Origin of the sequence: Acidovorax sp. HDW3 (genome assembly GCF_011303755.1) — a bacterium.
In the GTDB taxonomy this organism is placed as follows: domain Bacteria; phylum Pseudomonadota; class Gammaproteobacteria; order Burkholderiales; family Burkholderiaceae_C; genus Paenacidovorax.
In genome coordinates this window covers 1312442-1326423 of the sequence record NZ_CP049885.1, presented here as the reverse complement: position 1 = coordinate 1326423, position 13982 = coordinate 1312442, and the positions used below count along the sequence as shown (strand labels likewise).

The 13982-nt window shown below is 59.8% G+C and carries 14 protein-coding genes; 8 read left to right on the top strand and 6 right to left on the bottom strand.

Annotation, left to right across the window (positions count from 1 at the left end):
• The first annotated feature begins 17 nt into the window (after positions 1 to 17).
• From G7045_RS05945 to G7045_RS05915, 7 genes are read left to right on the top strand one after another with little or no spacing between them, the layout of a single operon-like run.
• Positions 18 to 1466, top strand: a complete 1449-nt coding sequence (locus G7045_RS05945; protein ID WP_166158658.1) for a glycosyltransferase — start codon at positions 18 to 20, stop codon at positions 1464 to 1466.
• A 20-nt stretch (positions 1467 to 1486) separates the two neighbouring features.
• Complete coding sequence (locus G7045_RS05940; RefSeq protein ID WP_205737212.1) at positions 1487 to 2911, top strand: glycosyltransferase; 1425 nt, start codon at positions 1487 to 1489, stop codon at positions 2909 to 2911.
• Complete coding sequence (locus G7045_RS05935; protein WP_205737211.1) at positions 2908 to 3798, top strand: bifunctional 2-polyprenyl-6-hydroxyphenol methylase/3-demethylubiquinol 3-O-methyltransferase UbiG; 891 nt, start codon at positions 2908 to 2910, stop codon at positions 3796 to 3798. Before G7045_RS05940 ends, G7045_RS05935 begins: the two co-directional genes overlap by 4 nt.
• Complete coding sequence (locus G7045_RS05930) at positions 3770 to 4936, top strand: acyltransferase (RefSeq protein WP_166158652.1); 1167 nt, start codon at positions 3770 to 3772, stop codon at positions 4934 to 4936. The genes G7045_RS05935 and G7045_RS05930 overlap by 29 nt, the downstream gene beginning before the upstream one ends.
• 1 nt (position 4937) lies before the next feature.
• On the top strand, positions 4938 to 5771 hold the full coding sequence (locus G7045_RS05925) for a bifunctional 2-polyprenyl-6-hydroxyphenol methylase/3-demethylubiquinol 3-O-methyltransferase UbiG (protein WP_166158649.1): 834 nt from the start codon (positions 4938 to 4940) through the stop codon (positions 5769 to 5771).
• Positions 5772 to 5787: 16 nt separating this feature from the next.
• Complete coding sequence (locus G7045_RS05920) at positions 5788 to 6591, top strand: ABC transporter permease (RefSeq protein WP_166158646.1); 804 nt, start codon at positions 5788 to 5790, stop codon at positions 6589 to 6591.
• Positions 6581 to 7969: an ABC transporter ATP-binding protein gene (locus tag G7045_RS05915; RefSeq protein WP_166158643.1), complete on the top strand. Its 1389-nt coding sequence runs from the start codon at positions 6581 to 6583 to the stop codon at positions 7967 to 7969. Before G7045_RS05920 ends, G7045_RS05915 begins: the two co-directional genes overlap by 11 nt.
• A 57-nt stretch (positions 7970 to 8026) precedes the next feature.
• On the opposite strand, the gene G7045_RS05910 is transcribed toward G7045_RS05915, so the two are convergent.
• From G7045_RS05910 to G7045_RS05900, 3 genes are all read right to left on the bottom strand, one after another.
• Complete coding sequence (locus G7045_RS05910; protein WP_166158640.1) at positions 8027 to 9934, bottom strand: propionate--CoA ligase; 1908 nt, start codon at positions 9932 to 9934, stop codon at positions 8027 to 8029.
• Positions 9935 to 10053: 119 nt separating this feature from the next.
• Positions 10054 to 11163 carry a 6-phosphofructokinase gene (locus G7045_RS05905; RefSeq protein WP_166158637.1) on the bottom strand — a complete coding sequence of 370 codons (1110 nt, stop codon included), beginning with the start codon at positions 11161 to 11163 and terminating at the stop codon, positions 10054 to 10056.
• A gap of 12 nt (positions 11164 to 11175) precedes the next feature.
• Positions 11176 to 11778, bottom strand: a complete 603-nt coding sequence (locus tag G7045_RS05900; RefSeq protein WP_166158634.1) for an isochorismatase family protein — start codon at positions 11776 to 11778, stop codon at positions 11176 to 11178.
• Positions 11779 to 11907: 129 nt separating this feature from the next.
• Here G7045_RS05900 and G7045_RS05895 point away from each other — a divergent pair, with 129 nt between their 5' ends.
• Complete coding sequence (locus G7045_RS05895; protein WP_166158632.1) at positions 11908 to 12465, top strand: C40 family peptidase; 558 nt, start codon at positions 11908 to 11910, stop codon at positions 12463 to 12465.
• Here the strand turns inward: G7045_RS05895 and G7045_RS05890 are convergent, their stop codons facing one another.
• From G7045_RS05890 to G7045_RS05880, 3 genes are read right to left on the bottom strand one after another with little or no spacing between them, the layout of a single operon-like run.
• Positions 12466 to 13425: a class I SAM-dependent methyltransferase gene (locus G7045_RS05890; RefSeq protein ID WP_166158629.1), complete on the bottom strand. Its 960-nt coding sequence runs from the start codon at positions 13423 to 13425 to the stop codon at positions 12466 to 12468.
• On the bottom strand, positions 13425 to 13604 hold the full coding sequence (locus tag G7045_RS14885; RefSeq protein WP_166158626.1) for a hypothetical protein: 180 nt from the start codon (positions 13602 to 13604) through the stop codon (positions 13425 to 13427). The genes G7045_RS05890 and G7045_RS14885 overlap by 1 nt, the downstream gene beginning before the upstream one ends.
• Positions 13588 to 13980 (bottom strand): DUF488 domain-containing protein, encoded by a 393-nt coding sequence (locus G7045_RS05880; RefSeq protein WP_166158623.1) that lies wholly within the window; start codon positions 13978 to 13980, stop codon positions 13588 to 13590. The genes G7045_RS14885 and G7045_RS05880 overlap by 17 nt, the downstream gene beginning before the upstream one ends.
• Between the last annotated feature and the right edge of the window lie 2 nt (positions 13981 to 13982).

Here is a 13982-nt window from a genome sequence, read left to right as displayed (position 1 = left end):
GGGCACCAATGAACAACATGATTCTCATCACCTGCTCAAAAATCACGCATCAAACCATCCAATCATCCTTAGGGAAATCAGAATATAGTTATTTTTTCTTACTCAACGAATTTTTACCAGCACTAAAAAATATTGCTGAAGTGGTATTGGTTGAAAACACCAACGCCGTCGATCCGCTGTACCAAAAATATCGCAAATCCGGACAAACTGTTTTTTTTCTTAGCGTCAGCCCACCGCACCAAACCCCATTGCATTTGCAGTGCCCTACGGTCTGCCTCTTTGCCTGGGAGTTTTACAACATTCCAGACCAGCCGTGGAACGATGAGCCGCGTAATGATTGGCGCTACGCGCTCAGGCACATGGCCGGGGCCATTGCCTGCAGCCAGGAATCAGTCCAGGCCGTGCGCCAGGCCCTCGGCCCCGACTATCCGGTCACAGCCATACCGGCCCCCGTCTGGAGCCGGTTTCGGGATTTGCACCAAGCGGACGTATTACGGCCAACTGATGCTACAACGCGCAGCTTTTCATTCAGCGGTCATGCCATCGACAGCCCCCTGCTGGGGCTGTCTGCCAACGGCTTGGTGCAACACTGGGAACGCCATCCACCAGCGCCACCGCGCACCCCCCCAAAAAAAACAACCCCAAATTCCTGGCAACGTTCCTGGAAAATTGCCTGTGCCTGGCAACAAGCCCTGCTACGCAGCCGGCAACACAAGCGCAAGCCAGAACCTTTGGGCGTGCAGCCAGCCCCGAGCCCGATTGGTTTGGCACCGGTGCAGGATTTCCATTTTGACCTGGATGGTGTCGTTTTTTGCAGCGTCTTCAACCCCAGTGATGGACGCAAAAATTGGAAGGAAATCGTCACTGCCTTTTGCTGGGCCTTTCGAGATACCCAGGATGCCACCCTCATCCTAAAAATGACGCACCACGATCTAGAGTCGTACCGTATTTTCTTGTTGACCCTGTTGTCACGCCTGGCCCCGTTCCAATGCCGCGTCCTGGTATTGCATGGTTTTCTCGATGATGAAAAATACCGTGAATTGGTACAGGTTTGTGATTTTTACGTTAACGCCTCAAACGGTGAAGGCCTGTGCCTTCCATTGATGGAGTTTCTTGCCAGCGGTAAACCAGCGCTGGCCCCCCGCCACAGTGCCATGAGTGACTATATCGACGAAGATATCGCCGTCGTCATTGAATCCTCACCAGAATTGGCCTGCTGGTCGCATGATCCTTCGGGCCTGATGCGCACGCAACGCCACCGCATCCACTGGCAATCCCTGATGGAAGGATACCGACGCTGCTATGCCATGGCACGCAATGAACCTGACATTTACCAACAAATGTCACAGCGTGCGTGGGAAAAAATGCGTGATTTTTCCAATATCCAAGTAGTCAGCCAGGATTTGGCCACATTTTTTTCTGCCCTGGTGCCCAACACCACCCCTACCACCGAGGTGCACGCATGATGTTCCTAGTGTATTCGGCCATGAACGCCGAAACGGTGGTGCAGAATTTTGGTGCGCCGGAATACAGCTATTTTTTCGTATTACGTGAATTCATGCCACTGCTCCAGCGCATGGGCAGTGTCATCACTGTGAACGATCCAGCACAAGAGGTCGATCCCCTCTACCAGGCTTGTCGCCACCGGGGTGAAGATTGCGTTTTTCTAAGTTTTTCCCCTCCGCACCTCACCTGCCTGGGGTTGCAATGCCCAACCCTGCCGGTATTTGCGTGGGAATTCAGCTCCATGCCCGATGAAACCTGGTGGGAAGATCGACCAGAACAAGATTGGCGCTGGTGCCTGGCCCAATGTGCAGGCGCCATCGTTCATTCAGAACAAAGTGCCGCTGTCGTCCGCCAGATGATGGGTACCGATTTTCCGGTCAGTGCCATACCTGCACCCTTGTGGAATCGGCTGGAAAAATATCGTCAACGACTGGAATCCGCAGCCAATCCTCTCACCATCGAGATCGACAAAGGCGTGGTTTTCGACACCCGTGCCCCCCACATGTCCGCATGGCTGCCGACCATGGACGACATTGAACGGGCCGTGGCCGAGGCCCGGGGCCAAATTCCGATTGACGAAAACAAAGGCTACCGTCGTGCTGCGCCATCAGCCGGTGCCATTCACCAGCAATATGCCGTCTCCTGGTACCAGCAAGTGTGGGCCCCGCTCTGCCCAGAGTACCTACGGACACGACTCGATCGCTGGGCCGTAGCAACAAATCCCTGGGAGCCGGGCCGCCACCGCCTGGAACTCGATGGTGTTGTCTTTACCAGCCTGTTCAATCCGCGTGACGGCAGGAAAAATTGGGTGGACATGTTGATGGCGTTTTGCACTATTTTCAAAAACAATGCCTCTGCCACCCTGGTGTTCAAACTTGGGCATTACGACTATGAAGAGGCCATTCAGGGCATTCTGATGGTTTTACCGCGCCTGGAAGCATTCCAGTGCCGCATTGTCCTGCTCCACGGCTACTTGGGCGATGCAGCATATTTCAATCTGTTGCAAACCAGCCATTTCATCGTCAATGCATCTTACGGCGAAGGCCAATGCCTGCCATTGATGGAATACCTATCCTGCGGCAAGCCTGCCGTCGCCCCCTGCCATTCAGCGCTGGAGGACTACATGGATGACTCTATCGGTTTTGTCGTTGGCAGCTGGGCGGATGCCACCACCTGGCCCCATGACCCCCGGGTCGCTTATCGAACGCTACGCCAGGACATTGATTTTTCCTCCCTCTGCCGCGCGTACCAGGCGGCCTACGACTGCTACCGCCAGCAACCCCATCAATACCAGCAGCTGGCACACCAAGCAATCGAAAAAATGCGTACCCATTGCAGCCTGGAGGTTGCAGAAAACAAACTGCGCCAACTGCTGCAACATATTTTCTCAGGAGCCACTGCATGATCCCCCCCTGGCTTCAAATGCCGAGCCGTGAGCAATGGGAGCACAAAGCTGCACACGCTGATTTTGCCGACGTCCGTAACGTAGGCTTGGTCGATGCCGTCCAGGCCGGCTGGTATCAAAATGACAGCAACGAGCTTTTTCGCGGCTTTGCCGTTACTGCCGACGATGTGGTGGTCGATGTCGGCTGCGGTGCCGGCGGCGCCACCCTGTTTTGCGCCCGGCGTGGTGCCCATGTAGTTTTTTGCGATATCGACCCCCACAATATCGAGCAATTGACGCAACGCGTACAAGACACGCCGGCGCGCGCGCACCAAGGGTTGGTGACGGACTGTGCCCCCCTGCCCTTGCCAACCCACTATGCCAGCCGGATTATTTCCATGGAGATGCTCGAGCATGTCGATGATCCGGATGGTTTATTGCTCGAGCTAGCGCGCATTGGCCAGCCTGGTGCGTTGTATCTTATTTCTGTGCCCGATGCTACGGCTGAACGCCTGCAAATACCATTTGCCCCTGAATCATATTTTCAAAAACCCAATCACATTCATATTTTCGAAAAGGAAAAATTATCGCAAATGGTGCGCAATGCCGGGCTGGAGATCATCGAGCATACCAGCTATGGTTTTTTCTGGAATTTATGGATGTGCATGTATTGGGTATGCGCCAAGGCTGCAGCCAATGCCCCTGAACCCGTAGCCCACGACTGCACCAAGCCGCCTTATTTCCCCTTGCTGGATGACTTCACATCGGTCTGGTCACGCCTGATCAGCCTACCCGAGGCCGCACCCATGCGCCAGGCTTTGGACGCCGCCCTGCCAAAAAGCCAAATCATCATCGCACGCAAGCCCCAGGGCTACTACCATGGCACAAGCTCCAATCAAGGATATTGAGATTCTGCGCGGCTTTGCCGTTCTGGCCGTGTGCCTGCACCATGCCAGTGATAATCTTTTTACCTGGAAACCAGTCATTCTGGAGAGCTGGAACCATTATTTTGGTGGTTGGATAGGGGTCGATATTTTCTTTGCCATTTCCGGCTTTGTGATTGCCCGTAGCCTGTTGCCGCAGCTGGGCAGCTGCAGCAGCCATACCATGATCTGGCGCACTATCGGGGCTTTCTGGATACGACGTGCCTGGCGCCTGCTCCCATCCGCCTGGCTTTGGTTGTTGCTGGTACTGTTGGCAGCGGCTGTTTTTCAAAATCCGGCGACATTTGGCGACGTAAAAACAAATATCGATGCCACTGTGGCTGGCGTCTTGCAAGTGGCCAACGTTCGTTTTCTGCATACCTTCATGCAAGCTCCTTACGGCGCCAGTTTCGTTTACTGGAGCTTGTCGCTGGAAGAGCAGTTCTATATTGCCCTGCCCTTGCTCGCCTGGTTGTGTGGCCGGCGCCTGGTTTGGGTATTGCTGGCGTTGACTCTGTGGCAATTGTTACAGGTGCGTTCATTCACCCTGGTGGTTTTCCGCAGCGATGCGCTGATGCTCGGGGTCTTGCTCGCCCTGGGCAGCTGCCACCCCGGTTATGCCCGCTGGCAACCGGCTCGCCTGGCCGGGATGCCCGGCCTGTCCACCACCCTGCTCCTGGGCCTCCTCGCCCTCCTGGGGTTCATCGGCTCCGATGCCCTGGCGCTGGGCAGTGGGCGCCTGGGTGCGATTGCCCTGGGTAGCGGCTTGCTGGTCTGGTGGGCTTCGTATGACCAAGATATTTTCTTGCCCCGCTGGGCACGACCGGCCATGGCATGGCTGGGGTCGAGATCCTATGCCATTTATCTGATCCATGTCCCGGCATATTTCCTGACCCGCGAACTCTGGAGTCGGCTCCTGCCGGCGCAGCAGCCAGACGCAGGATTTTTCTGGCCTTATACCTTGACGGCGGGCACGCTGATCGTGCTCCTGAGTGAATTGAACTATCGCTACGTCGAGATGCCATGCCGGCGCCGGGGCGCAGCTTTGGCACAAAAATTCAAGCCCCCATCGACCTCCTCTGGCACGACGGCGGCGATTGCACACCCATCCTGCTCCACCTGATATGCGCGCTTTTTTCAAAAAATTCCTACCACCAAACCCCAACATGGAAGCCCCAGCCGTTGTTCCACCACCCACGCCCGTAGAGGATTTGGCGCAGGATGTGGGTTTTATGGATGCCCGCATGAGCGGTTGGTTCAACGATACCAGCGGAGAATTGCTCGAAGGTTTTCCAGTGCTGGCGCAGGACCATGTTCTGGACGTCGGCTGTGGCGATGGCCTGTGCATTCATTTTTGCGCCAACCGAGGAGCCGAGGTCAGCCTGGTAGATATTGACGCCGATAAGGTGCGCGGCGTACAGCAAAAACTACTGCAAACGCCAGCCCGTGCCGTCCATGCACAGGCCAGCGACGCCAACCCCCTGCCCTTTGCCGAGGCTCAATTTGACAAGATCATCAGCACCGAGGTGCTGGAACATGTGGATGATCCAGCCCAATTTTTACGCGAGCTGGTGCGTGTAGGTAAACCTGGCGCCCTTTATCTTCTGGCCGTGCCCCACAGCACGAGCGAGGGAATTCAAAAGGAATTGGCACCCTCCATTCACTTTGAAAAACCCAACCATATTCGCATTTTTACCCCTGAGTCCTTTGCCACCTTGGTACAGGAATGTGGCTTATCGATTGAAAGAACAACAAATTATGGCTTTTTCTCTTCTATTTTCTGGGCTTTCTTCTGGACTTGCGACCATGATTTGAATGCCCCCCGACATCCATTGCTGCAAAGTTGGGAGCACACCTGGAAATTGATGCTGCAAATGCGTGATGGCCCGCGCATCAAAAAAGCCCTGGATGCATTAATTCCAAAAAGCCAGGTCATCATTGCGCGCAAGCCCACTTAACTCTCAAAACAGCACCATGCCAAGTCACTCCATATGGCGCCATCTGCTGCTTGCGTGGCGCATAGCACGTCAGGATCTTATCAACCGCTATGCGGGCTCGTATGCCGGTACGGCTTGGGCGATTGGCGTACCCTTGATTTATGCCATCATCAATACCGTGGTTTTTTCTACCTTGATGAGCAACCGCATGGGGCAATATTACGGCAATATTCCTTTTGTTTTATTCTATTTCATACCTTTTTCCCTTTGGATTTTCTTTTCTGAAATTGTCGGACGCAGCACAGGCATCGTTGGCGAATACCGCTATCTCATCAGCAAGATTGCCTTTCCTTTTTGGGTTTTGCCCTTGGTGCCACTGGCCTCGGCCCTGCTGAGCCAGGCGATCGTGCTGACCCTGGCCCTGGGGTTAATGCAATACAACCACATTGCCTTTGGCCCCATGGCGGGGGCCTATCTGCTCGTCTGGCTTGCTTGCCTGTTGCTGGCACTGGGCCTGGCCTATGCTTTGGCTGCATTGACTGTGTACATACCGGATCTGGCCCAGATCGTGCCGGTATGTTTGAATATCATTTTTTGGCTGACACCAATTCTCTATCCCGCAACCCTGGTGCAGGAACATGGTGCTCCCTGGTTGCAAGCGATTGTCATGGATTGGAATCCATTTTATTATTTAGTGGAAACATCACGTCACGCTTTTTTTGGCACAGCCCCGCTACAGCTTGGAGCTTTGGCAGGCATCTTACTGCTGGGTGCCGTCCTGACCACTGCTGGCATGGCCTTGTTTAAAAAATTAAAACCAGGTTTTTCCGATGTACTCTGAAGCCTTACCCTTTGTCGCTCCGAATGCTGTAAAAGAGGAGCCACTACTGAATATCATCGATATTCAAGGTGTTAGTAAAATATACCGCAGCTATACCAAGCCAAGCCAGCGGCTTCGGGAGCTGTTCGCTGCTCCCGGGGAACATTTTTTCAGAGAAACCAGGGCCCTCGACAATGTTTCTCTACAGCTCAAGCCCGGCAGTCGTCTGGGCATCTTGGGTGAAAATGGCAGCGGCAAGAGTACCTTACTCAAACTGATTTGTGGCGTACTTACACCCAACACTGGTAACGTGCAAGTGCAGGGACGCATATCAGCCTTGCTGGAGCTTGGCGCCGGTTTCAACCCTCATTTGTCTGGGCGTGAAAATATCCGCCAATTTTGCATGTTGCACGGGATGTCGGTGGATGAAATCGAGGCTGCCATGCCGGACATCATTCGGTTCAGTGAGCTGCACGAGGCGATAGAACATCCGGTCAAAACCTACAGCAGCGGCATGGCAGTACGCCTTGGATTTTCTTGCGCGGTGTATGCGCAACCGGACATTCTGATCGTCGATGAGGCCCTGAGCGTCGGCGATTCGTATTTTCAAAACAAATGCCTGCACAAAATCAAAGCCTTGCTCGACGAGGGCGTGACCTTTCTGTATGTCACGCATTCGGCAGATGGCATCCGCTCGCTGTGTGAGCAGGGGCTGTGGCTCGACAACGGTAAAGTGCGGCTCGCCGGTGACGCACGCGAAGTCGGTGCAGCCTACCAGGCCGAGGTGTTCCGGCGCATGGCAGCCGCTGGGTTTCAGCGCAAGGCCCCGAACGCCAGCAACCCCGAATCAACCACCACGCCCACGCAACACCAGCAACAAGCCCTGCACCAGGCTTTTGCCGCGCGCATCGCGCCCCTGCGCACTGGAAGTGGCGAAGTGCGGATGCAATACATCGCGCTGCTCGATGAAAACGATCAGGAAACCGATCACCTGCCGTTTGGCAGCCAGGTACGGGTGCGGCTGATATACCAAGTGCAGCAAGCGTGTGACGAAAAACTCTCCATCACCCTGGGCATCACAGACAGTAGCGGACGCCAGCTGATGCACTTCAATGCCGCCAGCGAAGGCGTTTTCATTCCAGCCAATGCTGTGGGCAGCCTGCGCCAGATTGACTTTGATTTTTCCTGCCCGCTGTGCCCTGGTGAATACGGTCTCATTGCAGGAATTGGCACCTTCACCGAAAACCCGGTCAACCCTGGCCAGCTCATGGTGGGGCAGGTTGTGGACTACTGTGCCGGGGGCAATCGCTTTGCCATCAGCTACCCCGAAGGGCGACAAAACCTATGGGGCGTGGTACACACGCCCCATGCAGTAGCGGATCAGCCCTGGAACGGGTGATTTCCGCACTCATCACTCCTTTCGCTGCCGCACCAGAATGGTGCGGTTTTTACCCCCTCACGCAACCAGGTTGCGCACCTGGGCCAGGGCTGCGGGGTCTTCCATGGTGGTGAGGTCGCCCGGGTCGCGCCCTTCGGCCACGGCCTGCAGGGCGCGGCGCAGCAGTTTGCCGCTGCGCGTCTTGGGCAGCAGGCCGACAAAATGCACCCGCGCGGGCCGCGCTACGGCGCCGAGTTTGCTATCGACCACCTGCAGCACCTGGGCTTCGAGCTGGGCTCGGGCCTGGGGGTCTTCCAGCGGGGCGCTGGTGCGCGCCACGGCAAAGGCCAGCGCCACCTGGCCCTTGAGCGCATCGGCCACGCCAACGACCGCCACCTCGGCAATCTGCGGATGGCTGGCAATGCATTCCTCGATCTCGCGCGTGCCCAGGCGATGGCCGGCCACGTTGATGACGTCATCGGTGCGCCCGAGGATGAAGTAGTAACCATCGGCATCGCAGATCCCCCAGTCGAAGGTGCTGTACACCAGGCGCTGGGGAATGCTCTTCCAGTAGGTGCCGACAAAGCGCTCATCGTCACGCCACACCGTTTGCAGACAGCCGGGGGGCAGCGGGCCCTCGATGGCGAGCACGCCCTTCTGGTTCGGCGTGCTCAAGTCCTCGCCACTGGCCTCGTCGATGAGTTTGACATTAAAGCCAAACACCGCCTTGCCCGGGCTGCCAAAGCGCGAAGTCTGCGCCTGCACGCCGTTGCACAGCGTGAGAATGGGCCAGCCGGTCTCGGTCTGCCAATAGTTGTCGATGATGGGAATTTGCAGCGCATCGCTGATCCAGCGGGCCGTGGGCTCGTCCAGGGGCTCACCAGCGAGCCACAGTGCCTTGAGGCTGGAAATATCGTGCTTGTGCAGGTATTCGGGGTCTTGTTTTTTCAGCACCCGCACCGCCGTCGGCGCCGAGAACATGTGCGTGACGCGGTATTTCTCGACGATGCTCCACCACACGCCGGCATCGGGGCGCACCGGCAGGCCCTCGTACATGATGGTGGTCATGCCGGCGATCAACGGGCCATAGATGATGTAGCTGTGCCCCACCACCCAGCCAATATCGCTGGTACTGAAATACACCTCGCCGACCTTGGCGTCAAAAATGTGCTTCATGCTCGCCGCCAGCGCCACAGCGTAGCCGCCAGTGTCGCGCTGCACGCCCTTGGGCTTGCCCGTGGTGCCACTGGTGTAGAGGGTGTAGCTCGGCTGGTTGGACTCCACCCAGACGCAGGGCACCTGGGCCTGCAAGTGCTGGGCCCGCAGCGCCGTCCAGTCGTGGTCACGTCCGGCGCGCATGGCTGCTGGTGCCAGGCCACGGTCCACAATGAGCACCGCCGCCGGCTTGTGCCGCGACAACTCAAGGGCCTCGTCGAGCAGCGGTTTGTACGGCACCACCTTGCCACCGCGCGAGCCCGCATCTGCACTGACCACCACCACGGGCTCGGCGTCGTCGATGCGCGTGGCCAGCGAGGCCGAGGCAAAGCCGCCAAACACCACCGAATGAATCGCACCGATGCGCGCGCAGGCAAGCATGGCAAAGGCCGCCTCGGCCACCATGGGCATGTAGATGAGCACGCGATCACCCTGGCGCACGCCCAGCGCCTGCAGCGCTGCCGCCATGCGCTGCACTTCCTGGTGCAGCTCCGTAAAGCTGTAGGCGCGCTCGGTGTTGGTTTCGGTCGAGATTGCGACCAGCGCGTTTTGCTGCCCGCGCGCAGCCAGGTGGCGATCGACGGCGTTGTGGCACAGATTGGTCGTGCCACCGACAAACCACTGGGCAAAGGGCGGCTGGTCGTAGTTGCAAATGCGCTGCGGCGGCTGCTGCCAGTCGATCAACTGCGCTTGCTCGGCCCAGAAGGCATCGCGCTCGTCGATCGAGCGGCGGTAGAACTCGGCGTAGTCGGGCGCGCTGCTCTGGGGCATGGGGAGTCTCCTTGAAACCTCGGTGGGCTGGCTGTAATTACATTTTTAATTATTCATAGACTGCTTGCGGCCAGCTGACGGCCAGGGCTTGCAGGCGCAGGCCATGCAGCCCGCCCCCCTCAATCGCCCAGGGCAATGCCCAGGTCGCGCGCTGTCTGCAGCGTGTCGCCGTCCAGCGGCACGGCCTTCATGCGCCCGGCCACATCGGCCAGGGGCACGTAATCGACGTTAGGGAACGCGAGCGACACCATGACCCCGGCACGTCCCTCGTCCAATGCCCGCACCGCTGCCGCGCCAAAGCGCAGCGCCGCCAGGCGGTCAAACGCCGTGGGCGAGCCCCCGCGCAGCAAGTGGCCCAGCACCACGCTGCGCGCATCTTTGCCGGTGCGCGCGGCCAGCGCCTGCGCCACCTGCTCGCCTATGCCGCCCAGGCGCTCGGCGTGCCCGGCTTCGGCGGTGGCAGCCAGCGCGCGCGCACCCTCGCGGGCAAAAGCGCCTTCGGCCACGACGACGATGGCGTAGGCGCGGCCATGGCGCTCGCGTTTGCAGATTTTGTCGGCCACACCGGCCAGGTCAAAAGGAATCTCGGGCAGCAAGATGGCGTGCGCGCCTCCGGCAATGCCCGCGTGCAGCGCAATCCAGCCGGCGTAGCGCCCCATGACCTCCACCACCATGATGCGCTGGTGGCTCTCGGCGGTGCTGTGCAGGCGGTCTATGCATTCGGTGGCAAAGGCCACGGCGGTGTCAAAGCCAAAGGTGGTAAAGGTTTTGTCCAGGTCGTTGTCTATGGTCTTGGGCACGCCGACCACGCGCAGACCCTTGCAGTGCAGCGCGTGCGCAATGGCCAGGGAGCCGTCGCCGCCCACGGTCACCAGGGCGTCGATGCCGGCCTGGGCAAAGGCGGCGAGCAGCTCGTCGGAGCGATCGACTTCGCGCACGCTGCCATCGGCCTGGCGCTGCGGGTAGGCCAGGGGGTTGCCCTTGTTGGTGGTACCCAAAATCGTGCCGCCCAGGTGGGCGATGCCGCGCACGCTCTCGTGCGTCAGCGGCACCAGGCCGCCCTGCGGGTACTGCGCGGGCTGCAGCAGGCCGTTATAGCCGTCGCGGATGCCCACGCATTCCCAGCCCCGGCGCAGCGCCGCCGACACCGTGGCGCGGATGACCGCGTTCAGGCCGGGCGCATCGCCCCCGCCGGTGCTGATCGCCAGGCGCCGTATCGGTGCGTTCATACCGGCCTCCAGTTATTTGATGAGTTGCAAGATGTCCTTGAAGTCGGGGTGCTCGCAGCTGCGCAGCCACTCGAACAGCACCATCTCGGTCGTCACCAGCTCGGCGCCGGCGCCAGCGAGGCGGTCAAAGGCGGCGTCGCGGTTGCGCTCGGTGCGCGAGCCGCAGGCGTCGGTGACGACCCAGACGTCGAACTCGTCCTCAATCAGCTGCAGCGCCGTCTGCATCAGGCAGACATGGGTTTCGCAGCCAGCAATGACGATGCTCGGGCGCGCCGGCCCCTGGGACTGGGGTTTTTGCAGGTGCTTGGGCAGGCTGCGGGCGTTACCGCCCTGGGGGCGCTGGGGCGGATTGAGCCATTCGCCCAAGCCCTCTTCCGTGGCGCTGAAGTGCATTTTCGACAGCGTCTGGCGGCACAGCGCGCGCAGCTGCGCATCGTTCGGGCCCAGGCGCGAGGGGTTTTGCTCCGTGCCCCACACCGGCAATTCGAGCAGCTGCGCCGCCTGCGCCAGGCGCCGGGCGTTGGCCAGCACGGCGGCACCATCGTGGATGACGGGCATCAGGCGCTCCTGGTAATCAACCAAGACGAGTTGCGATTCTTCGGCGTCAAGCAGCATGGCGGGGCTTTCTCTGTCTAAAACGCCAATTGTCGCCCAAGAGAAAGGCGCAATAGCGGGGCTGATCCTGGTCAACTTTACCGACCGTTGCATTTGTCGGTGGCATTGACCGTGTTACCCTCGCGCCCCATGTCCAGATGGTTGTGCCTTCTTTTGCTGGTATGTGCCACGGCCCACGCGGCACCCGATACACCAGCCCCCACCAGCCCTGAAACCAAAGCGCAGTTTCTCTTCATGCAAGAGAAAATGCAGCTGACCCTGACGCAATTCGAGGAAATGCGCGCCAACATGGCCGGTCGTACCTCGGACTTGGTCGTCACGGCCATGGGCTTCCTGGGCGTTCCCTACCGCCGTGGCGGCAACAGCGCCGCCACCGGCTTTGACTGCAGCGGCTTTGTGCGCTCCATGTACGAGCAAAGCCTGGGCCTGATCCTGCCGCGCAAGGCGTCCGACCAGGCGCAAGCCTCCGAGAGCATCGAGCGCCACGACCTGCAGCCGGGCGACCTGGTGTTCTTCAACACCATGCGCCGCTCGTTCAGCCACGTCGGCATCTATATTGGCGAAGGCAAATTCATCCATTCGCCCCGCAGCGGCCAGCAGGTGCGCGTGGAGAGCATGGATGAATCCTACTGGCGCCTGCGCTTCAACGGCGCGCGCCGCGTCACCGTCGAAGCGCTGCAAAAATAATCACGCCGGTGCCTGGTACACCAGCACCTTGAGGGCGCGCTCCTCGTCCACATCGGCAAACACCGCAGGGTTTGCCACCCGCTCGACAAAACGCAGGCCCGGGGCCTGCGTTTGCATTTGGGCGTGCAAAAAAGCGCTGTCCAGCTCCGGCGCATTCAGGCACAGCAGGGCGTAGCCACCGGGTGCCAGCAGCTCGGGCAGGCGGCGCAACAGCCGAGCGTAGTCCTTGGTAGCGACAAAGCTGCCTTTTTGGTAACTCGGCGGGTCGATGATGACCAGCCCGTAGGGGCCGCCACGCGTGATCTTGCCCCAGGTAGAAAAAATATCGTGCGCCAAAAAGCTCGCGCCCTGCAGCGCGTTGAGCTGGTGGTTGTGCTGCCCCAGGGCGATGGCGCCACGCGCCATGTCCACGTTCACCACCTGGCGCGCCCCGGCCTGCAGCGCCGCCACCGAAAACGCACAGCTGTAGGCAAACAGATTGAGCACCTTGGGCCCCTGCCCTGTCTGCGCACACCCTTGCGCCACCTGGGCGCGCACCCAGCGCCGGCCCGCCGCCATGTCCAGAAACAAGCCGTGGTTCTGCCCCTTGAGCAGCTGCACGCGGTAGCGCGCACCGTCCTCGCACACCACATGCGGCTCGGGCAGGCGGCCGGCCATCAGCTGCGTGCTGCTTTCACCTTGCAGGCGCAGCGCCTGGCCGCGCTCCTGGTACACCCAGGTCAGTGGCGTATCCGGGTTGGACGCAAAGCCCCACCGCGCCCAGCACGCCTGCAGCGCCGCCTCCACCTGCGCCAGCTGCGCGGGGGTGGCCGGGGCAAAACTGGTGAGCACAAAGGCGGGCGGATAGCTGTCGAGCGTCCACTGCTCGCAACCGGCAAAGCGCCCTCCTCGGCCATGAAAAATACGCTGCGCACCACCCGGTGGCGGCATGTGCGCAATGGCGTCCAAGAGCGCCTGCATCAGCTGTGCTGCCCAGGCCGGTAGTGGCCCGCCTCCGCACGAAACGGTATCGCCAGCCGGTTCCAGCCGTTGATTTGCGACACCCGGGTCTTGACGAGTTCGAGCAGACGGTGCTCCAGGCCCAGCATGGCCTGGAAGGCGGCAGGGCTGGCCTGGCGGTAGTCAAGGCGTTGTTTCATGGTCGGTCGCTCCTTTCAATAAAAAATCACGCAGCACCACGGCGTTGTTCATCTCGGCGCTGTGGGCGGAATAAATCAGGGTGACGGTGCCAGCCTGCGCCTGCGCGCGCAGTGCCTGCACCGCCTCGGGCCGGGCGGCCAGCTCGGCGCGGTAGCGCTGCTGGAATTCGGGCCAGCGCCCGGATTCGTGGTGAAACCACTGGCGCAGCGCCGTGCTGGGCGCCAGCTCCTTGGCCCAGCCGGCCAGCGCCAGGGCCTCTTTTTTCAGGCCGCGCGGCCACAACCGATCGACCAGGATGCGCGCCCCGTCCTCGGGCGTGGGGCCGTCGTAGGCGCGCTGCAAGCGGATATGGGCGGCAGGAATGGATGCGGGCATAG